This is a genomic window from Trichormus sp. NMC-1 (assembly GCF_001858025.1).
Lineage (GTDB): Bacteria > Cyanobacteriota > Cyanobacteriia > Cyanobacteriales > Nostocaceae > Anabaena.
The window spans coordinates 30016-49869 of sequence record NZ_LZQD01000007.1 but is presented as its reverse complement, the minus strand read 5'-3'; the positions used below and the strand labels follow the sequence as shown (position 1 = coordinate 49869).

At 41.5% G+C, this 19854-nt stretch carries 16 protein-coding genes and 1 pseudogene; 11 read left to right on the top strand and 6 right to left on the bottom strand.

All coding sequences use genetic code 11. The features are described from left to right. Positions 1-142: 142 nt before the first annotated feature. The 11 genes and pseudogenes from A9Y75_RS26835 to A9Y75_RS19830 all read left to right on the top strand — a co-directional run. A pseudogene (locus A9Y75_RS26835) lies at positions 143-484 on the top strand (magnesium transporter); the annotation flags it as partial. Positions 485-669: 185 nt separating this feature from the next. Beyond that, positions 670-1260 carry a cupin domain-containing protein gene (locus A9Y75_RS19875; RefSeq protein ID WP_071191276.1) on the top strand — a complete coding sequence of 197 codons (591 nt, stop codon included), beginning with the start codon at positions 670-672 and terminating at the stop codon, positions 1258-1260. Continuing rightward, positions 1257-1901, top strand: a complete 645-nt coding sequence (gene mtnB, locus A9Y75_RS19870) for a methylthioribulose 1-phosphate dehydratase (RefSeq protein ID WP_071191275.1) — start codon at positions 1257-1259, stop codon at positions 1899-1901. The genes A9Y75_RS19875 and mtnB overlap by 4 nt, the downstream gene beginning before the upstream one ends. Before the next feature lie 296 nt (positions 1902-2197). Then, entirely contained in the window at positions 2198-2905 is a 708-nt protein-coding gene (gene mtnC / locus A9Y75_RS19865) for an acireductone synthase (RefSeq protein ID WP_071191274.1), read from the top strand. A 368-nt stretch (positions 2906-3273) separates the two neighbouring features. Next, positions 3274-4623: a magnesium transporter gene (gene mgtE, locus A9Y75_RS19860; protein ID WP_071191273.1), complete on the top strand. Its 1350-nt coding sequence runs from the start codon at positions 3274-3276 to the stop codon at positions 4621-4623. A gap of 220 nt (positions 4624-4843) precedes the next feature. Continuing rightward, positions 4844-5164 (top strand): thioredoxin domain-containing protein, encoded by a 321-nt coding sequence (locus A9Y75_RS19855; protein WP_071191272.1) that lies wholly within the window; start codon positions 4844-4846, stop codon positions 5162-5164. A gap of 230 nt (positions 5165-5394) precedes the next feature. Next, positions 5395-6399, top strand: a complete 1005-nt coding sequence (locus A9Y75_RS19850; RefSeq protein WP_071191271.1) for an aspartate carbamoyltransferase catalytic subunit — start codon at positions 5395-5397, stop codon at positions 6397-6399. 152 nt (positions 6400-6551) lie between these two features. Then, positions 6552-6875 (top strand): DUF6825 family protein, encoded by a 324-nt coding sequence (locus tag A9Y75_RS19845; RefSeq protein WP_071191270.1) that lies wholly within the window; start codon positions 6552-6554, stop codon positions 6873-6875. Positions 6876-7049: 174 nt separating this feature from the next. Continuing rightward, entirely contained in the window at positions 7050-8735 is a 1686-nt protein-coding gene (locus A9Y75_RS19840) for an AarF/ABC1/UbiB kinase family protein (protein ID WP_071191269.1), read from the top strand. An 18-nt stretch (positions 8736-8753) separates the two neighbouring features. Next, entirely contained in the window at positions 8754-9488 is a 735-nt protein-coding gene (locus A9Y75_RS19835; RefSeq protein ID WP_071191268.1) for a PP2C family serine/threonine-protein phosphatase, read from the top strand. Positions 9489-10064: 576 nt separating this feature from the next. Beyond that, a complete protein-coding gene (locus tag A9Y75_RS19830; protein WP_071191267.1) occupies positions 10065-10262 on the top strand; it encodes an NblA/ycf18 family protein in 198 nt (65 codons plus the stop codon). 591 nt (positions 10263-10853) lie between these two features. Here A9Y75_RS19830 and A9Y75_RS19825 read toward each other — a convergent pair. From A9Y75_RS19825 to kdpA, 6 genes are all read right to left on the bottom strand, one after another. Then, complete coding sequence (locus A9Y75_RS19825) at positions 10854-12452, bottom strand: serine/threonine-protein kinase (RefSeq protein ID WP_071191266.1); 1599 nt, start codon at positions 12450-12452, stop codon at positions 10854-10856. Positions 12453-12786: 334 nt separating this feature from the next. Then, positions 12787-13233, bottom strand: coding sequence for a hypothetical protein (locus tag A9Y75_RS19820; protein WP_071191265.1), 447 nt, complete (start codon positions 13231-13233; stop codon positions 12787-12789). A gap of 90 nt (positions 13234-13323) precedes the next feature. Continuing rightward, positions 13324-14499 (bottom strand): anhydro-N-acetylmuramic acid kinase, encoded by a 1176-nt coding sequence (locus A9Y75_RS19815; protein WP_071191264.1) that lies wholly within the window; start codon positions 14497-14499, stop codon positions 13324-13326. A gap of 303 nt (positions 14500-14802) precedes the next feature. Beyond that, positions 14803-15405, bottom strand: a complete 603-nt coding sequence (gene kdpC, locus A9Y75_RS19810) for a K(+)-transporting ATPase subunit C (RefSeq protein WP_071191263.1) — start codon at positions 15403-15405, stop codon at positions 14803-14805. Positions 15406-15515: 110 nt separating this feature from the next. Continuing rightward, positions 15516-17621 carry a potassium-transporting ATPase subunit KdpB gene (kdpB, locus tag A9Y75_RS19805; RefSeq protein WP_071191262.1) on the bottom strand — a complete coding sequence of 702 codons (2106 nt, stop codon included), beginning with the start codon at positions 17619-17621 and terminating at the stop codon, positions 15516-15518. Positions 17622-17806: 185 nt separating this feature from the next. Beyond that, positions 17807-19492: a potassium-transporting ATPase subunit KdpA gene (gene kdpA / locus A9Y75_RS19800; protein WP_071191261.1), complete on the bottom strand. Its 1686-nt coding sequence runs from the start codon at positions 19490-19492 to the stop codon at positions 17807-17809. Positions 19493-19854 lie beyond the last annotated feature (362 nt).

Sequence of the window (19854 nt, the reverse complement as noted above, 5' to 3'; positions counted from 1 at the left end):
GATCCTATCCATGCAATCATAGGCAAGACTAAATTTAATAAAATACAACTAATTACCTGTGACTATTGAACTTCTTGGAGCTAATAAGTCTGAATTATAGGAGTAATAACATCAACTAAGTAGGTGAACGGAAAAAAACCGAAAACAGCGAGCGATCGCTTTCCGGTTACTCAACAAAGATCAAGCAATAGATGTCTTTGAATATCTACCTACAGAAGTACAAGAAGAACTAATTAATTCTCTCCATGATGTCCAAGTGGTACATCTAGTGGAAGAAATGAGTCCTGATGAAAGAGCAGAATTATTTGATGAACTACCAGCAGGAGTAGTTAAACGGCTATTACAACAACTCAGTCCAGAACAAAGACAAGCAACAGCAACGATTCTCGGCTATGCAGAAGGCACTGCTGGGCGGGTAATGACAACTGAATATGTGCGGTTGCGACGAGGATTAACTGTAGGTGAAGCCTTAAGTAAAATCCGTAACGACAATTTTTAACGCCAACCTACTTAACAGGGACTTGATTATGGAGCTAACCATAGCATTAATGCTAAAAGAAATAATTAGCATTAAAAGTATTATCGATGACTTGTAAAACGGAATTGGGCATGATAAAGATTGTTGCAGAAACATGAGCAATGCAGAAATTATAACAACGGAAGTTTCCTATGGCTATCTTGCGACTTGAAGACGGTACTACATACACTCAACTGAGTGACATTGTACGTGAGCTTGCTCCTCTGAATGTCCAGATCAATTGCTGGCAGATAGGGCGAGATCCGGAACTGAGAGCCTTGCTGGCTCAGGATATGCTTAGTGATGTCGAAAAAGAGCAGGTACTGAAAGCACTTGACATCTACTTCCAGCAGTTGGCCACAAATGCTGGCTATCAGGAGCGCGACCTGATTGCGCTGCATCCCAGCGTCCCCAATCTTGACACTATGCTGTCCAAATTTGATCGAGTCCATACTCACGCCGATGACGAAGTGCGTTACATCATTGCCGGTGAGGGCATCTTTGGGTTTGTGCGTCCTGACGGTAGCCAGGTAGAACTGACGGTGCAGCCTGAGGATTATATCAACGTGCCTGCTGGCACCGAACACTGGTTTTATCTAACAGCATTACGGCAGATTAAAGCTGTGCGCTACTTCACAAGTAGAGAGGGCTGGGTACCTGAGTACACTGATACGGAAATTCGCTTGCGCCCCGCTTCAGTAGATTTGCGCTCGCAATCTATACTACAATCCCAAATCCTATGAGTAGTGATCCGCGCCCTACTCTCATCGCTGCTGCCCGTCAGTTCTATCAGATGGGCTGGATGATAGGCACAGCTGGCAATCTTTCGGCAAGAATGCCGGATGGTAGCTTCTGGATTACGGCCAGTGGATGCCCCAAAGGCCAGCTAATCACTGATGATTTTGTGCTTATGAATTTGGATACCTGTAAGAGCGAGGCGTACCTCGCCCCTACGCAGTCTCATCCTCAAAAACGCCCATCAGCTGAGACGAGCATTCACGCAGCAATCTACAGCCTATTTCCAGATGCCCAAGCCTGCTACCACGTCCATTCCATTGAGAACAACTTGGTTTCTCGCTTTATAATCGGTGATGCTCTGCCTTTGCCGCCTCTGGAAATGCTTAAAGGTCTAGGAGTTTGGGAAGAAAACCCACAGGTGGTAATACCGATTTTTGCCAATCATCTAGAAGTATCCCAGATTGCCGATGAGATTTATGCTCGCTTTAAGACCACAATGCCCCAGGTGCCAGTTCTGCTCATTCGCGACCACGGAGTTACTGTATGGGCTTCTTCACTAGAAGGTGTGAGCAACTATCTGGAGATAGCGGAGTATATTTTTCGCTACATGGTAGCTGGTCAAAAAATTGGCATGGAACTTGGTTAAATTATCGGTAGTCTTACGTTGATAAACCTTTAATTTACATAATTAGGGCGGGCATCCTGCCCACCCCACAAGAGTTTTAGTTCTAAGTAATATGCAAGTTAAATGTCCAACAGCTTATTTATCCATCACAAGCTTATGGATTTGAGGGCGTTAATTCGCCATATACCTGACTTTCCCATACCAAGAATCTTTTTCCGAGTGAGAGTTATTAAATTTAGCTGCGTAACAGCTTAGGTGAGAAATAAAACGAGTAAAGTATTTCAATCGTGATTTGACTGCAATAAAGTTTCCCAGCTATGACAGTTACTTACCAAGGCAACCGACTTAAAATTATTCTGACCGATATTGAGGGTACGACAACCGATATTAGTTTTGTGCATGAAGTTCTTTTTCCGTATTCTGCAAAACATTTATCAGGCTGGGTACATAATCACTTAGAATTGCCGATTATTCAGGATATCCTGCAACAAGTCAGAGAAATCAGTGGCCAATCAAATCTTGATGTGGAAAGCTGCCTGAGTAACTTGATGATTTGGCACACTGAAGATCGCAAAATTACTCCATTAAAAACCCTGCAAGGTTTAATCTGGCAAGAAGGGTATGACAGCGGTGAGCTAAAGGCTCATGTGTATCCTGACGCTGTTGAATGTCTTCAACATTGGTATGCTGCGGGTTTAAAACTAGCTATCTATTCTTCCGGTTCTGTTGCTGCTCAGAAACTATTGTTTAAAAACACTTTAATGGGGGATTTAACTCCATTATTCTCCATGTACTTCGATACAACTACAGGCAACAAGACAGAGAGTCAGTCCTACCTTACCATTGCAGATGAATTACTTGTCCTCCCGCAGGAAATTTTGTTCCTGTCTGACTCTTCCAAAGAGTTAGCTGCGGCCAGGGCTGCTAATTTCAACGTTTGTGGGTTAAATAGACAAACCACAGATGTAGATCCTAACTTTATGTATGTGACAAAGTTCTCGCAAATTCCTTTAGAATTATTCTGAAAATTAATGGTATTTGGTAATCACTTAATTACAGTAAACTCTCTACGAATCTATGTGAAGTTTGACAGTAAATAGGCTGATAGACTTGACACAGATGATCACAATAGTTAAATTTCTAAATTAAACAGAAATCAAGGTAGCAAAAGCCATTCTCGTGTAAAGTACTACTAGCATGAGTATTAGTATCAGACATCTATCCGAGAAAACCATTCTGGGTTAGGATGATAAACTGACAATGCCTTGATTAAATTATCGATATTGAGTTGTTGAGATTTTATGGACAAATGTCCACCAGATGGCAGTAGCAACCTCCTCTAAGCTGGCGAGATAGTCTCCCGGCGCGGGGGAGACTATAGGAGGTATTTATAATGCTGACACAAGACGTTCGCAATTCCTTAGACATTGCTGACTTAAACCAATTGAAATGTGATTTAAACTGTTTACAACCTGTGGATGTGGGGGAATACATCTCACAATTACCTGAACAACAGCGAGCGATCGCTTTCCGGTTACTCAACAAAGATCAAGCAATAGATGTCTTTGAATATCTACCTACAGAAGTACAAGAAGAACTAATTAATTCTCTCCATGATGTCCAAGTGGTACATCTAGTGGAAGAAATGAGTCCTGATGAAAGAGCAGAATTATTTGATGAACTACCAGCAGGAGTAGTTAAACGGCTATTACAACAACTCAGTCCAGAACAAAGACAAGCAACAGCAACGATTCTCGGCTATGCAGAAGGCACTGCTGGGCGGGTAATGACAACTGAATATGTGCGGTTGCGACGAGGATTAACTGTAGGTGAAGCCTTAAGTAAAATCCGCCTGCAAGACGAAGATAAGGAAACAATTTATTATGCCTACGTCACAGATGATAACCGTACTTTAGTCAGTGTTGTTTCTTTGCGTCAGCTGTTATTTACTTTTCCCGATGTCTTAATTAAAGATATTGCTAGTTCCCACGTTGTCAAAGTCAGAACAGAAACCTCACAGGAAGAAGTCGCCCGCATTATGCAGCGTTACGACTTAATCGCTATGCCTGTAGTTGACAGGGAAGATAGATTAGTCGGTATTATTACGATTGATGATGTCGTCGATATTTTAGAAGAAGAAGCCACAGAAGATATCCAAAAATTGGCAGGGGTAAGTGGTGATGAAGAAGCTTTATCTCCCGCACACATCACGATTCGTAAACGGTTGCCTTGGTTATTGGGGATTATGGGATTGTATATTGGTGCTGCCAGTGCGATCGCTCCTTTTCAACAAGTCATCGCTGCTGTACCAGTCCTGGCTGTGATCATGCCCATATTTTCTAACACAGGCGGAACTGTTGGTATACAAGCCCTCACAGTCACCATTCGCGGTTTAGGTGTAGGTGAAGTCACACCCGAAGATACTGGAAAAATTCTCCGCAAAGAACTTTTAGCCGGTTTAGGAACAGCAGTAGCTTTAGGGATAACGATGATTGCCCTTTCCCTAATTTGGGCTAAACCCCAAGAACGATGGGTAGCTTTGATTGCCGGGGCAGTTATGGCCACTAATACAATGGTGGCTGTTACTCTAGGAACTTTGCTACCAATGGGTTTAAGGCATCTCAAACTAGATCCAGCTTTAATGAGTGGTCCGTTAGTAACCACACTCCTGGATACAATTGGCTTTTTAACTTTCCTCAGTATGATTTCTATTGCTTTAAATATTTTTCATTTACAACCTTAATCAAAATCTCTCCCAAAAGCTGATAAATGCTGAGTTTTTTGGAGAGATTATTAACAGTTTAATTGCCTCCTACAACACAGCAAGAGATAATCAAATTGCCTAGCTCTCGAAAAAGTACAATCGCTGTCTTTAAACTGCCAAAACTTGACAAAATTGCACTTTTTAGCTTAACATCGGTCCCTGATTAACAAAATTACTAACTTCTCTTTCCGGAATAACCATGACTACAGTATCCCAAATTGAAGACAGCGAATTCGATATACTTCTAGAATCAGAACCAATATTTGTCATTGATTTTACGGCTCCTTGGTGTGGCCCTTGTCGGAAAATTTCTGCTTTAATAGAACAACTGGCTGAAGCATATCAAGGTCGCGTTAAAGTTCTGAAAATCGACATCGATAAAAATAAAGTTAACGCCAGAAAGTATGGAGTCAAAAGTATTCCGGCGGTATTAATTTTTAAAGGTGGAGAAGTGGTAGAAAATATAGTGGGCGTTGTACCTTACGAAGATTATACTACTGCTGTTGAGAAGCATATTTAAGTTATAGCAACTGTGTTTGAATCTTCTAGACAAATAGCAAAATTGTGTAACTTTAAACATTTTTTTCGCGCCATCTGTTTACCATTAACCTTCACAGGTGTCAATTGGATACAAAGACAGGTGCTATTATTTTGGCTGCCAACTAAATTAAAAAGCTGTAGAGGTGCGAGCAATAGCAGCCCTAAAGCCTTCGGCTAACGCGCCTCTACTCCGAGAACTAATAGCCATTTATGCCTACTACTACCTGGAATCGTCATCACATTCTTTCCTTAGCTGACTTCACAACGGCTGAATATAACGCCGTTTTACAAACTGCGGCCTCGTTTCAAGAAGTACTATCACGACGCACAAAGAAAGTCCCAACTTTACAGGGACAAGTGGTAGCAAATTTATTTTTTGAACCTTCTACCCGCACTCGCAGCAGTTTTGAAATTGCGGCCAAAAGACTAAGTGCCGATACATTAAACTTTGCTGCTGCTACATCTTCCATGACAAAGGGAGAGACAATTCTGGATACAGCGAAGACTTATTTGGCAATGGGAACTGATATTATGGTTATACGCCATAAAGATGCAGGAGTTCCCCAAGCGATCGCACAAGAAATGGATCGTTTAGGTGTAAAAGTTAGCGTCCTCAATGCTGGTGATGGACAACATGAACATCCATCTCAAGGATTACTTGATTTATTTACTATTTCTAGCTTAATTGACCCTGCACAACCCCGCATCGAATTATTAGCGGGTAAAAAAATTGCTATTGTTGGGGATATTTTACATTCTCGTGTAGCCCGTTCTAATATTTGGAGTTTAATTGCCAGTGGTGCAGAAGTCCATCTAGCCGCACCTCCCACATTATTACCTAAATTCTTTGCTGAATATTTAGGAGCCACAGAAAATTCTCAACGGTTATTTACCCATTGGCAACTAGAACCTGCTTTGGAAAATGCTGATTTTGTCATGACTTTGCGTTTACAAAAAGAACGCATGACAGCGCATTTACTACCCAGTTTAAGAGAATATCATCAACTATTTGGCATTACTCGCGCCAAGTTAAAACTCTGTAAACCAAACGTTAAAGTTTTGCATCCAGGGCCAGTTAACCGGGGTGTAGAAATTAGTTCTGATTTAATGGATGATCCTGAATTTAGTTTAATTCAATCGCAAGTTACCAGCGGTGTAGCGGTGCGGATGGCGTTGTTGTATTTTATCGGTAGTGGTAAGGTTTCAGGAATTTAATAGTTCCAGACCTTCAGTATTGTGTCCTAACCTATCTAGCAACTGCTAGATGTGGATTTGAGCAAGTTGCTCCCACTCAAAACTCACAGAGAGAAGCATTCCCGTATCCAGGCAAGCTATAATTTTCTTGCGGAGCAACTTTACAAAAATTTATGAGTAATCCCCTTGTGCAAGCCTTTTTTGTAGGCAGAGCAGTAGCTGAAGTGATTAATGAGCGGGTAGAGGTCGCTTTGACCGATGCTTTGAGTGAATTGGGCAAATTTGATGCCGAAGCCAGAGAACAGCTGCGCCAGTTTACAGATGAAGTTATAGCACGAGCTAATCGGGCGGCTGAAGCGGCGCAAACTGGTACAACCACAGGTACTACTCCCACTGGTTCAGGTTCAGGTGACTTGCAAGCAGATATCGATGAATTACGGGCAGAAATTGCCTTGTTGCGAACTGAACTGCAAAAATATCGTACCAGTTCAAAATAGGAGTAACTGGGAAAAAGGTAATTGGCAATTGGCAAGAATTTTTTCTAGTCTCCAATCACCAGTCCCCAGTTAACCCTTCATTGGCTTTTGCTCAAAGTTGATAAAAAGAGTTTAAAATTCAGAGTGTCTTTTTTTACGGGATATTCGGTTAAAACCCAACGGTACGCGAAAAATATGGAACAAGGTTACTCAGATAAGGCATACCGTTGGAATCGTGAAAGCTATTCTAGAAAAAGGCGCTTTATAGACATTTGGTCTTTTGTATTGACCTTAATGTTTAAACTGTGGCGCTTTAACAAAGCTTGGAGTTACCCTGGCGGTGTGACTGAGTTGAAGCAAGCTGCTAGACGCAAAGCCCAAGCGATCTGGATTAGAAATACGTTTTTGGACTTAGGTCCGACTTTTATTAAAGTAGGGCAATTGTTTTCTACCCGCGCGGATATCTTCCCTGGTGAATACGTGGAAGAACTATCTAAGCTACAAGATAGAGTACCAGCATTCAGCTATGAACAAGTAGAAGCGATTATTGAGCAAGAACTTAGTAAAAAAATTCCCGAACTCTTCGGGAGTTTTGAACCGATTCCCCTAGCTGCTGCTAGTTTGGGGCAAGTTCACAAGGCTGTGTTACATTCTGGGGAATCAGTAGTTGTCAAGGTGCAGCGTCCTGGACTGAAGAAGTTGTTTGAAATCGATTTGCAAATTCTCAAAGGTATTGCTCGTTATTTTCAAGGCCATCCCAAATGGGGACGGGGAAGAGATTGGATGGGCATTTATGAAGAATGTTGTCGCATTCTTTGGGAAGAAATCGATTATCTCAATGAAGGTCGCAATGCAGATACTTTTCGCCGCAACTTTCGTACTTATGACTGGGTGAAGGTTCCACGGGTTTACTGGCGTTATACCACCTCTAAAATCATTACTTTGGAGTATGTTCCAGGGATTAAAGTTAGCCAATATGAAGCTTTAGAGGCTGCGGGTGTAGATAGAAAAGCGATCGCTCGTTATGGCGCTCAAGCTTACTTACACCAGCTACTTAATAATGGTTTCTTCCACGCCGATCCCCACCCTGGTAATCTAGCAGTTAGCCCAGATGGGGCTTTGATTTTCTATGATTTCGGGATGATGGGGCGGATTAAATCCAATGTCCGCGAAGGACTCATGGAAACGCTGTTTGGTATCGCTCAAAAAGATGGCGATCGTGTGGTTCAGTCTCTCATAGATTTGGGTGCGATCGCACCAACAGACGATATGGGGCCTGTACGACGTTCTGTCCAGTATATGCTGGACAATTTCATGGATAAGCCCTTTGAAAATCAATCAGTTGCCGCTATTAGTGAAGACCTTTACCAAATAGCTTACGATCAACCATTTAGATTTCCTGCAACTTTTACCTTTGTGATGCGGGCTTTTTCTACCCTAGAGGGGGTAGGCAAGGGACTAGATCCAGAATTTAATTTTATGGAAGTTGCCCAGCCCTATGCAATGCAGCTGATTACCGACAACAATAGCTCAGAGGGGAATAGTTTCTTGAATGAATTAAGTCGTCAAGCAGTGCAAGTCAGTAGTACCGCCTTAGGATTACCACGAAGATTAGAGGATACACTAGATAAACTAGAACGTGGAGATATCCGCGTGCGGGTTCGCTCTGTAGAAACAGAACGATTGCTACGCAGGCAGAGTAACATTCAACTAGGAACAAGCTACGCTCTAATAATCAGTGGATTTACACTTTCCGCTACGATTCTATTAGTGAATCATGAACTATGGTTGGCAATTCTGGCTGGTTTGATAGCAGCAGCAGTCTCAGTCATACTAATTCGTTTGCTTTTACGCCTCGACCGTTATGATCGTATGTATTAATTGTTTCCAAAAAAATTTATGAAACTTAACTTTACCGGTTGTACCGATCCGGGACTTATTCGTTCTAATAATCAAGATGCTTACCACATAGACCCAGAAGGGCGATTTTTCATAGTTGCTGATGGGATGGGTGGTCATGCAGGCGGTGAAGAAGCTAGTCGCATTGCTACCCAGGAAATTCAGGCTTATTTGGCAGCACATTGGCAATCTTCCCAATCTGCACCAGAATTATTAGAACAAGCTTTGTTGGCAGCTAATGCAGCTATTTTGCAGGATCAGCAAAATCACCCTGAACGGTCTGACATGGGGACAACGGCTGTAGTCGTACTGTTTCCTTCACAAGAACAACCTTGGTGCGCTCACATCGGAGATTCGAGATTATACCGCTTTCGTGACTCGCAACTACAACAAATCACAGAAGACCATACTTGGATAGCCAGAGCAATCAAAATTGGTGATCTCTCTGTCGATGAAGCTAGGTTGCATCCCTATCGCCATGTTTTATCCCGCTGTTTGGGGCGTGAAGATGTGCATCATGTTGATGTACAACCACTAGAACTTAAAGTTGGCGATCGCTTGTTGTTATGTAGTGATGGACTCACAGAGGAACTTGTTGACCAAAAGATTGGAAGCTACCTCCAAGATACACCTTGGTTAGATAAAGCAGCCTTCTCTCTAGTTGAAGCTGCTAAGGAAGAAGGTGGTCACGACAATATCACCATCGTCCTTGTTGCTGTAGAGTCCAATTCTTAATTTCATTGCTCAATAGTCATTGGTCATTGGAAATGAGGGACTGATACGATTTCCCCCATTTTCAGTCAATGGTTAAATTATCAACAATTGACAAATTACCGACAAATTACCAATGACCATTGACAAATCGAGTAAATATACTCAACATTTTGTTCAATTTGAGCATTTTTCTTATTTACAAATTGATAAAAATATCTTTAACCTCTAAATTTACCTGACGAGGCTAAATTTACATAATCTCAAAAATAAACATCTCGCACCTTTCACCCTTGCCAGTCTTAACTGTAAGGAGAGTAATTAAGCCAACCCTAAGCCCATGCTAAAGCCCACTTGAGTTGTAACGCTAGTTTATTTACTCGAAATATAACTTAGCAGACTTGAGTTGTAGATTAGTATGTCTAGGTTCAAAATATATCAGCATAAAAACCAATCTTAGGGAACAAGGCTTTTTGTCAAACAATTGTTATCTTTCTTAATACGGATCAACAAATGTCAGGCATATACTGTCCCAAGTATGATCCCTTTGGCTCTTATGTAAGCAATATCACTTTTAGGCGTTGTTTTTTGGTTTTAACTATGAATCAACCAGTTGAGCTTTCCTTAGAACAGCAATTTAACATCCGCTCATTTGCTACACAAGTTCAGCACATGAGCCATGAACAAGCCCAAGACTTTTTAGTTAGGCTTTATGAGCAAATGGTTGTGCGGGAGGCAACCTATAAAGAACTTCTCAAGCATCAGTGGGGACTAGATCCCGGCTCCACTATGGCATAGAGTAAATATTCTTGTGTCGCAGTGGGCGACCTCCTTCTCTTGCTAGGTTCCAGGGAGGAAAACAGCTGGGGATGCTGGGGCGTCAACTTCGATCAGCGATTGCTACTTTCTTGAATCCAAAAACTTGTATCAGTAAATTAATTCGCACTGCGATCAAACGTTCAATAGTCTTTTAGAGCGTAGGTTGTCAGTTGCTCACTCAAATCAATAATTAGCCTTTACATTAGATTGGCGTATTTGACGCAGCAACGATCCGGTTATTTGGCTAAATAAACTTTCACAACTTTTTGTACATTAGCTTTATGTATATCTTTAGTATAAATTCTCAGCTTCTATACTAGAATCATACTGGATTAGATATTTATAGCCGTGGACAGGGTGGTTAGGACATCAATTGATAATGAAACTCGCACTACAAGAGGGTTTTACTCCTGACTCCTGACTCCTGACTCCTGGTATAGTATTCTTCACTTCCAAGATTTATATAACTATAGTTTCCTAACCTTGAGATATTTTGTTTATAAAAGTTTACTTTTTAGGATTGAGCGCTCTAAAAATACATATATTTCTTGTAACATAATGAGATTAACTTTAACCAGACAAATCAAATGGTGAATCGGTATCCATGGCTTCTAGCTTGGCTAGGATTAGCGGTTTAATCTTTTCATACTCTTTTTTGAGTAACTCCTTACTGTATTGTGCGTCCCTAGATGATGCCAATATCTTGCTCATTTGCAACCACTCTTGCAGTCGCTCACATTGACTGGAGGCAATATTGGAAGGTAGAACATGAGTACAACGACTGGGTGTCTCTCGTGCAAAGAATAACAAGCGATAATTACCTGTATATTGCAGTAAGCGGACGATCTCCTGTCCAAAGGTGGTTTTGAGATCAATGTAGTAAGGTAACCATTTAGCTCCATGTTGGCGGTTATAGATGACTGTAATCCACAACAACATGGGGTGAGGAAGGGAAATAAAAAGAAATTGATTGTAGCGGGTACAGACTAAGCGCTTACGAATTTCTTGTAGAGGTAGCATCACCCACAAGGCTGGTAAAGCTTCACCATGATTATAGATAGTTTGGGGAAAAAAAATATCAGCGATTGGTTTATTTGCTGGCCAAGAAGCGAGACGAGCAATCTCATCGCTAATGGGGGATAACCGCAGTTCAGTTTTGATTTTTTTTTCAATTGCTGGGGTTACAAGCTGTTCAGATTTGGTCTTTTGTTCAATATCAGGATGAATTGTGAAACTTTGTTTGACTAAAGGCAGATTTTGACTATTCTTTTTACGTATTCTGTCCTCCTGTTCTGCTGCTACTAAGACAGTGAGGATATCATTGATTCTTTGAGGGCGCGCGCTGGCTTTTTTTGCTAAACAACTCATCACCAAATCTTCGACTGGCTTTGGTATTTGTAATTTAGGATTAACTTGAGCAAATGACAGTGGTTGTTGAAACACATGAGCCTGATACCATGCGCCAAAAGTGTGAGTTGATGCCATCAGTGGCATTTTACCTGTGAGCATCTCAAACATCATCACACCCAAACTATAAATATCCGAGCGATTATCTAACTCCTTACCCTCAATTTGTTCTGGAGAAGAATAAGCCAGAGTACCCAAATAGAATTTCGTCTGATCACTATCCGACATGATTAACTTGGCAATTCCAAAGTCTAACACCTTGACTAATTCCCCAAAACTGGCATCTTGAATCACCAGCATATTGCTAGGCTTAATATCACGATGGATAATTGGGCAAATTACCCCATCGACTGGGATACCATTGTGAGCGCACTGCAAGCCCAGACAAATTTGCCGAGCCATACTGAGAAATCTAGATACAGAGATATTTTGGTCGCGGATTTCAGTACTGAGACTTTTTCCTTGCAAGTATTCCATTACGTAGTATGGAGTGTTATTTTCATCTACGCCATAGTCCATCACGCGGACAATATGAATGCTTTTTTGACCTAGTAAGGCACAGGTTTTTGCTTCTCGCTCAAAACGTTCTTGCAAACGCATTTTTTCGTTTTGCATGGATAAGGCGAGAAACTTAATAGCAACGGGTACACCTCCCAACAAAATATCCTTAGCACGATAAACCCGTCCCATTGCTCCAGTCCCAATTAGCTCTTGAAGCTGGTAGCGTTTGCTGAGTAAACGACCAATGTTGGGGTCTGACATAGATAATTCGACTCCAATGTTCAACAATCGTGGATTAAACCTTAATAAGGGTCTAATTTTTGCATTTTTCTTGATTTGAGTTAAAAACCAGTAGGGTGTTAATAGAATTATCCGGCTATTTAAGTATATTCACACATATAATTTTGAAGGTTGTCAATAATTTTTTGTTGCTCTATCAGCTGATTACATAGAAACTAAATGTCTAATCTCTTGTGCAATTGTCTTTTTTTGACTTTTCTATGGGTAAATTCAAAGACTGGAGATTCTGAAGTCCTGTGAGTTAATTTTAATTAACTAAAAACAGACAAGATTCACTTTTTCAGGTAATGGTTCCCTATGTAGGCTGACGCGCCAGGCTTGCTTCCATTGTACTGGTTAAAAAATGACCGGCGAGGATACCGCTAGTCAGATAGTAATGATCATCTGAAACCTGGTGTAAGGTTTCAAAACCGCTACGACGTTCACGATCGCCCAATACCCAGTAACGCTGTACGATCGTATCTGGACAAATCCAACCTTCACCTTCAACCTGTCCTAAAAGATTGTGCTGGAGTAAAAAAGTATATTGACGATCGCCATCATGCAGTCTTCCTTTATATTGGCAAGATATTTCTGAGCGATCGCTGCCTGGAAATACCAACTTTGTGGCCATAGAAAACCAGTTGTCACGATTCCAAACTACTAAAGTCATGCCCTTAAAGCTGATTGGCATACCATTACGTTCTAACCAACTTCCTTGCATGATCCAGCGTCCTGGTTCTAATAAAAAAGTGTGCGTCACCGAATATAGTCCTTGTTTTGAACCAATACGTAAAAATAGATATATATATATAACATAGTCTCTTAAGGATAAATCAGCAAAAGATATTTTTCAGGCAGTACTATGACTATGAACTTCTCCTAAAAGCACTTCTTGTTTCGCTCCAGTTGCAGCGGGTAAGTTACCAGGAATACCTAGTTTTCGCCAGTATGCTAAGACGGCGAAGGCGATCGCTTCTTTAAAAGCCGCACTTAAGCCGACATCATCTGTAGTTAAAACTGGAATTGATGCCAATAACAACTCTAACCGATGTTTTAAGTAAAGATTTCGACTACCACCGCCACATATTAATACTCTTTGTGGCATTTGTGGTAAAAAGGTTCGATAACTGTGAACAATTGAAGCTGCTGTCAGTTCTGTGATTGTCGCCAACACATCTGCGGGGCTGAGTTGGTAGACTTGGGCATCCTGTAAACAATTATTGAAGTAAGTGACACCAAATAACTCTCGTCCGGTAGATTTAGGTGGTGGTAAATGAAAATAATCTTGACTGAGCCATTTTTCTACTAATGGTTGGTAGGGAGTACCACTAGCTGCCCAAGTTCCGTTTTCATCGTAGCTTTTAGCACCATCTGTAAAATGTTGCACAGCTAGATCCAACAAACTATTTCCTGGGCCTGTATCCCAACCAAGAATTTGAGAAAGCCAGTTGTCACACCGAGCAGGTAGATAAGCAACATTACCAATACCACCAATATTTTGAATACAACGCCCTTCTTGTGGATGACTGAGTAAATAGGCATCGACTCTAGGAACAAGAGGCGCACCATGACCACCAGCCGCAATATCAGCCACACGAAAATTACTGATAGTAGTAATACCTGTAAGGCGTGAAATTAAAGCACCCCGACCAAGTTGCAAACTATAGCCCAAAGAGAGAGGGAGAGAAGTTTTCTCCCCTTTTATTTGCGGTGGTCGATGGTAAACTGTTTGACCGTGGGAGCCGATTAAGGTAGCTGGTGGATGACCAATTTGAATATTTTGGGCGGCTTGGGAAAAAGCTAGAGCGATCGCATCATCTATTTCTGCTAATTCTGCCATTGAGATGGCCGCACCAGCGCAAATTGCTAAAATGCGTTCTCTGAGTTGGCTGGGGTAGGGATAGGTTTCCCCGGCTAGTAATTGAACTTTTAGATCCAAATCTGTGCCACAAATCTCTACCAACGCGGTATCTATGCCATCTACGGATGTGCCACTCATTAAGCCGATAACGCGAGTCGGGTGCATTGGTAGAGATTTTGATTTTGATTGCAAGAGTAGTTTAATTCATAACTATTGCCGATGTCAAAACCAGAAACTCACTAGATCACAAAGTTATGGCAGGTGACAGAGTTGAAAGTCTGTTTGTGTCTCAGGTTTTTATCAATAAATATCTTTAGAATACTGGCAAGTGCTGTAGCAATTATTTATTGCGAAATTTTGAACATCTTGTAGGTTATACGCGGTAATTACAGAGATTTTCGGGTAGATGCACCAAATTAGATAAAAGATCAAAAAATTCGGCGCTGGCTCACAAAGAAATGGGACGAATTATTGATTTTGCTTACGGTTCACATCTTGTAAATCAAGAGCATAATTTAAACGTAAAATATTTACTCCAGGTTCACCAAATATTCCTAAAAACCTGCCATCAGTATACTTGTTAATTGAAGGTATTATTTCATCTTCTTTGATACCTCTGGCCCGTGCTACTCTTGCTAACTGCTGTCGCGCTGCTTTCAAGGAAATATGGGGATCTAAACCAGAACCAGATGTGTAAATTAAATCAGCCAGTGGTTGTATATTCTCATCTTGGAATTGAGTTGCTTGCTCCCGAATCCTATTAATCAGATCTGGATTACTAGGAGCGAGATTACTAGCTCCAGATATACCCGTTGGCTTGGCTTTCCTGCCTTGACTATATCTCACTGCACTAGGACGACCCTGAAAATATCGTTCTGATGTAAAAAGTTGACCAATCACAGCCGAACCAATGGGTTGATTATCAATGTTTAACATAATGCTACCGTTGGCGGAAAATGGGAAAGCAAACTGACCCATTCCCAGGATGATCAGAGGATAGATAATTGCTGTCAATAACCAAAGCAACAGAGTCATCCGTATGGCTCGGATAGCTTCTTGAATAAATACCATAATTGAATTTTAGATTTTAGATTTTAGATTTGGGATCTGGATAGTAGGATTTGAATCGCGATTTAAAAGGTTCTCCGTGTCTCCTATCTCTTCTTCAATTCCTGCTGTATTTAAGCTAATCCTACCAATGTAATTAGCATATCTAATAATTTAATAGCAATAAATGGAGCAATCACACCACCTAATCCATAAATTAAGATATTGCGTTGCAGAAGTTGATTAGCTGTTAAAGGTCTAAATTTTACACCCTTTAATGCCAAAGGAATCAAAGCCGGAATAATTAAAGCGTTATAAATCAGTGCCGACAGTACTGCCGAATTAGCACTGGTTAACCTCATAATATTCAAGCTTTCTAGATTAGCAGCCGTAAAAATTACTGGGATGATGGCAAAATATTTAGCAATATCATTAGCGATAGAAAATGTCGTTAAAGCCCCACGAGTAATCAACAATTGTTTACCAATAGTAATGATATCAATCAATTTTGTGGGGTCAGAGTCCAAATCCACCATATTAGCTGCTTCTTTGGCGGCTTGAGTGCCTGTATTCATGGCTATGCCTACATTAGCTTGTGCTAAGGCGGGAGCATCATTAGTCCCGTCTCCCGTCATCGCCACCAGTTTACCCTCAGCTTGCTCCCGTTGAATGACGCTGATTTTCTCTTCTGGTGTGGCTTCGGCTATGAATTCATCGACTCCAGCCTCTTTAGCAATGACAGCAGCAGTAATGTGGTTGTCTCCAGTGAGCATCACGGTACGCACTCCCATTCGCCGCACTTGGTCAAATCGTTCGCGGATACCAGGTTTGACAATATCTTTGAGATAAATAACACCGTAAATTTCATTATCTAGGCAAATTGCTAGGGGTGTACCTCCTTGGTGGGAAACTTGTTCGTAAGCGGTATCTAATTCTGGGGCTACGCGTCCATTGCGGGAAGCGACAAACCCTTTAATTGCACCAACTGAGCCTTTTCTGACTTCCCTCCCGCCAGGTAAATTAGTGCCACTCATGCGGGTTTTGGCGGAAAATTCTACTCCTTGTGATTTTTTGCGGTCTAAGTCAAACTTTGCGCCTAACCTTTCTGCTAGTCGGATGATAGATTTACCTTCTGGAGTATCGTCCAATATACTAGCGGCTAAGGCGATATTGGCAATTTCGTCCATTGTATGCCCGTTAATGGGGATAAAAGCTTCAGCGAGACGGTTGCCGATAGTGATTGTACCTGTTTTATCTAGTATAAGAGTATTAATATCTCCACAGGCTTCCACTGCCCTTCCGGAAGTAGCAATAACGTTAAATTGGGCGACGCGATCCATACCTGCGATGCCAATAGCGCTGAGTAAAGCGCCAATGGTAGTGGGAATCAGGGCGACTAAAAGGGCAATGAGTGTGGGTATGCTGACTGGACTGTTCACATAATAAGCGAAGGCAGGTATTGTGGCGACCACAAATAAAAATACGAGGCTGAGAACTGCCAGCAGTACCGTCAAGGCTATTTCATTGGGTGTTTTGCGGCGTTCTGCACCTTCGACTAAGGCGATCATCCGGTCAATAAAGCCTTTACCGGGGTCAGCGGTGATGCGGATAATTAATTCATCGGAGATGATGCGAGTACCACCAGTAACGGAACTGGCAACATCTGAACCTGATTCCTTGAGAACTGGTGCAGATTCCCCAGTAATTGCTGATTCATCTACTGAAGCAACACCCAAAATCACTTCACCATCAGCAGGGATGATATCACCTGCTACGACGTAGACAGTATCACCTTGTTTCAGGCTGGTAGAAGAGACTTCTGTGATTGTGCCATCGACGACGATTTTTTTGGCGATGGTTTCTGATTTTGTTGATCGTAAAGCATCGGCTTGGGCTTTACCGCGTCCTTCGGCTACAGCTTCGGCAAAATTGGCAAACACAATCGTGAAGAACAAAATTATTGTGATCAAGCCGTTGAAAAGTGCCGGGTTTTTCTGGTTAACTATCCCAAATAGTGGGGGATATATCGTTGCAGCTAGAGTGATGATTGTTCCCAACCAGACCACAAACATGACGGGATTTTTAATTGCATATTTGGGATGTAGCTTGACAAAGGTATCTCTAATTGCCCTAGTGTATAGTCCCTGGGTACTTATCCGTTTTTTTTGGCGTTTTTGACGGCGATCGCTAGGACGAGGACGGGAAGATTTAGGTTTTGGGGTAGTTGCAGCTGGATTCATATATTTGGTAATTGGTGATTAGTGATTGGTGATTAGTGATTGGTCATTGGTCATTGGTGATTGGTCATTGGTCATTGGTCATTGGTCATTGGTGATTGGGAATAGGTAATTAAGTTATTCTTCATTTTCTCCGCGTCTCCGCGTCCTCGCGTCCCCGCGTCCCCGCGTCCCCATCTCCCCGTCCCCTAACTTCCCGAAGCTAATTTAAAACCTTCGGCTATGGGGCCTAAAGCTAAAACTGGGAAGAAAGTCAGTAGTCCTAAAATGATGGTTACGCCGGCGGTGACAGTTGTAAATAGGAGAGAATCGGTTCTGAGGGTAGCACGGGTTTCTGGTTGTTTCGGTTTGCGAGACATACTATCAGCCAAGAGGAGGATGGCAATAATGGGAATGTAACGCCCTACTAAAATGCTAAAACTGGTACTCAAGTTCCACCAGAGACTGTTGTCCTTTAACCCCTCCAAGCCAGAACCATTATTTGCTGAGGCTGAAGCGTATTCATAAACTACTTGAGAAATACCATGAAAGCCTGGGTTGCTGATTCCTGCTAGGGAGATAGGATAGGCTAGAGCTATCGCACTAGGAAGCAAAACTATAACCGGGTGAATCAGCAGCACTACACTGGCCAGAAAGATTTCCCGTTTTTCTATTTTGCGCCCAAAAAATTCCGGGGTGCGTCCTACCATTAACCCGGTGATAAACATGGTCAGAATTAGGTAAATAAATAAGTATGCTGTGCCTATTCCCTGTCCTCCCCAAATGATTTGTATAAATAAGTTGAATAAGGTGGAAAATATTCCTTGAGGCATGAGGGAATCGTGCATCCCGTTGATAGCACCGCACATGGTAGCAGTAGTTGTGACTGCCCATAATGCAGTTTCTGCCCAGCCAAATCGCTGTTCTTTACCTTCTAAGTTCGGTAGTTCTACCCCCAGGTTTTTGTTAATGATGGGATTTCCTTGCAGTTCGCCAACGGTAGTCACCCAAATTAGAATTACAAAGATAATAAACACCATCCAAAATAGTAACCAAGCTTGTTTGAGGTTATTGGCGAATATGCCGTAGGTGTAAATTAAGGATGTGGGGATAGAAATCATGGCGATAATTTCTATTAAGTTAGAAGCACCATTAGGATTTTCAAAGGGGTGGGCGGAGTTAGCACCAAAAAAACCGCCGCCGTTGTCACCTAACATTTTGATGATTTCAAAGGAAGCAACCGGTCCTCTAGGTATATACTGAGTTCCTCCCTCTAAGGTTTGGAGAACTAGAGTCTCTTTTAATGTTTGCGGTACACCTAAGATAATGAGTGCGATCGCACCGATAATGGAAAGAGGTAGTAAGATGCGCGTAATTGCACGAGTGAGATCCACATAAAAATTCCCTAACTTTCTCCCTGTCAACCCACGAATAAAAGCAATTCCTACCGCTAAACCTGTGGCTGCTGAGGTGAACATTAAAAAACCTAAAGCAGCAGATTGGCTAAAATAGCTTAAGCTTGTTTCTCCTATGTAGTGTTGCTGGTCAGTATTAGTCAGAAAAGAAATAGTAGTGTGCAGTAAGGTATCCCATTTCATCGCCCCAAAGCCGTTAGGATTCCAGGGTAAAAGTCTCTGAAAAGAAATTAGTAAATATACAGAAATACCCATGACTAGATTGGTGCATATTACTGCCCGGATATACTGCCAACCTGTCATTTCATCTTTTCTGCGGACACCCCCTAGTATATAGAGAATTTTCTCTATTGGGTTCATCATAGGATCAAGTATTGTGCTTTCTCCTAAAAATACACTGGCTATGTATTGTCCCAATTTGGGAGTAATGAATATGACGATACACAGCGTTAACGCAATTTGTAAAAAACCTTGTCCCATTTAGTTTGTACTCAATTAAACTGAAGTTTTAGCCTGTCAATACTTAGAGATAACAGATGAATGAATTACTCGTAAATTTGATGGTTAAGAATTGGGTGATTGCTCTGAATCACCTCAAGAGAGTAAATCTGAATTTACTATTTTCTAGATGTTTGTTGAAGTTGATGTTAAAAATATTTCAATCTTACTCTTATTCATTTTTTCGCTAGTTAGCATTATCTATAGGATTCCTATATTTATACAACACATTATCGTTCCTGCCTCTCAAGATATAGAAACCAATGATAACTTTTTTACACTATTACTGATTTCTAGTATAAGATTACACCCTTTTACATATCTCATGCCAAATATAACCGAGA

Coding starts and splice junctions, on each gene's coding strand:
- A9Y75_RS19875 (WP_071191276.1), top strand. CDS start 670: ATGGCTATCTTGCGACTTGAAGACGGTACTACATACACTCAACTGAGT.
- mtnB (WP_071191275.1), top strand. CDS start 1,257: ATGAGTAGTGATCCGCGCCCTACTCTCATCGCTGCTGCCCGTCAGTTC.
- mtnC (WP_071191274.1), top strand. CDS start 2,198: ATGACAGTTACTTACCAAGGCAACCGACTTAAAATTATTCTGACCGAT.
- mgtE (WP_071191273.1), top strand. CDS start 3,274: ATGCTGACACAAGACGTTCGCAATTCCTTAGACATTGCTGACTTAAAC.
- A9Y75_RS19855 (WP_071191272.1), top strand. CDS start 4,844: ATGACTACAGTATCCCAAATTGAAGACAGCGAATTCGATATACTTCTA.
- A9Y75_RS19850 (WP_071191271.1), top strand. CDS start 5,395: ATGCCTACTACTACCTGGAATCGTCATCACATTCTTTCCTTAGCTGAC.
- A9Y75_RS19845 (WP_071191270.1), top strand. CDS start 6,552: ATGAGTAATCCCCTTGTGCAAGCCTTTTTTGTAGGCAGAGCAGTAGCT.
- A9Y75_RS19840 (WP_071191269.1), top strand. CDS start 7,050: ATGGAACAAGGTTACTCAGATAAGGCATACCGTTGGAATCGTGAAAGC.
- A9Y75_RS19835 (WP_071191268.1), top strand. CDS start 8,754: ATGAAACTTAACTTTACCGGTTGTACCGATCCGGGACTTATTCGTTCT.
- A9Y75_RS19830 (WP_071191267.1), top strand. CDS start 10,065: ATGAATCAACCAGTTGAGCTTTCCTTAGAACAGCAATTTAACATCCGC.
- A9Y75_RS19825 (WP_071191266.1), bottom strand. CDS start 12,452: ATGTCAGACCCCAACATTGGTCGTTTACTCAGCAAACGCTACCAGCTT.
- A9Y75_RS19815 (WP_071191264.1), bottom strand. CDS start 14,499: ATGCACCCGACTCGCGTTATCGGCTTAATGAGTGGCACATCCGTAGAT.
- kdpC (WP_071191263.1), bottom strand. CDS start 15,405: ATGGTATTTATTCAAGAAGCTATCCGAGCCATACGGATGACTCTGTTG.
- kdpB (WP_071191262.1), bottom strand. CDS start 17,621: ATGAATCCAGCTGCAACTACCCCAAAACCTAAATCTTCCCGTCCTCGT.
- kdpA (WP_071191261.1), bottom strand. CDS start 19,492: ATGGGACAAGGTTTTTTACAAATTGCGTTAACGCTGTGTATCGTCATA.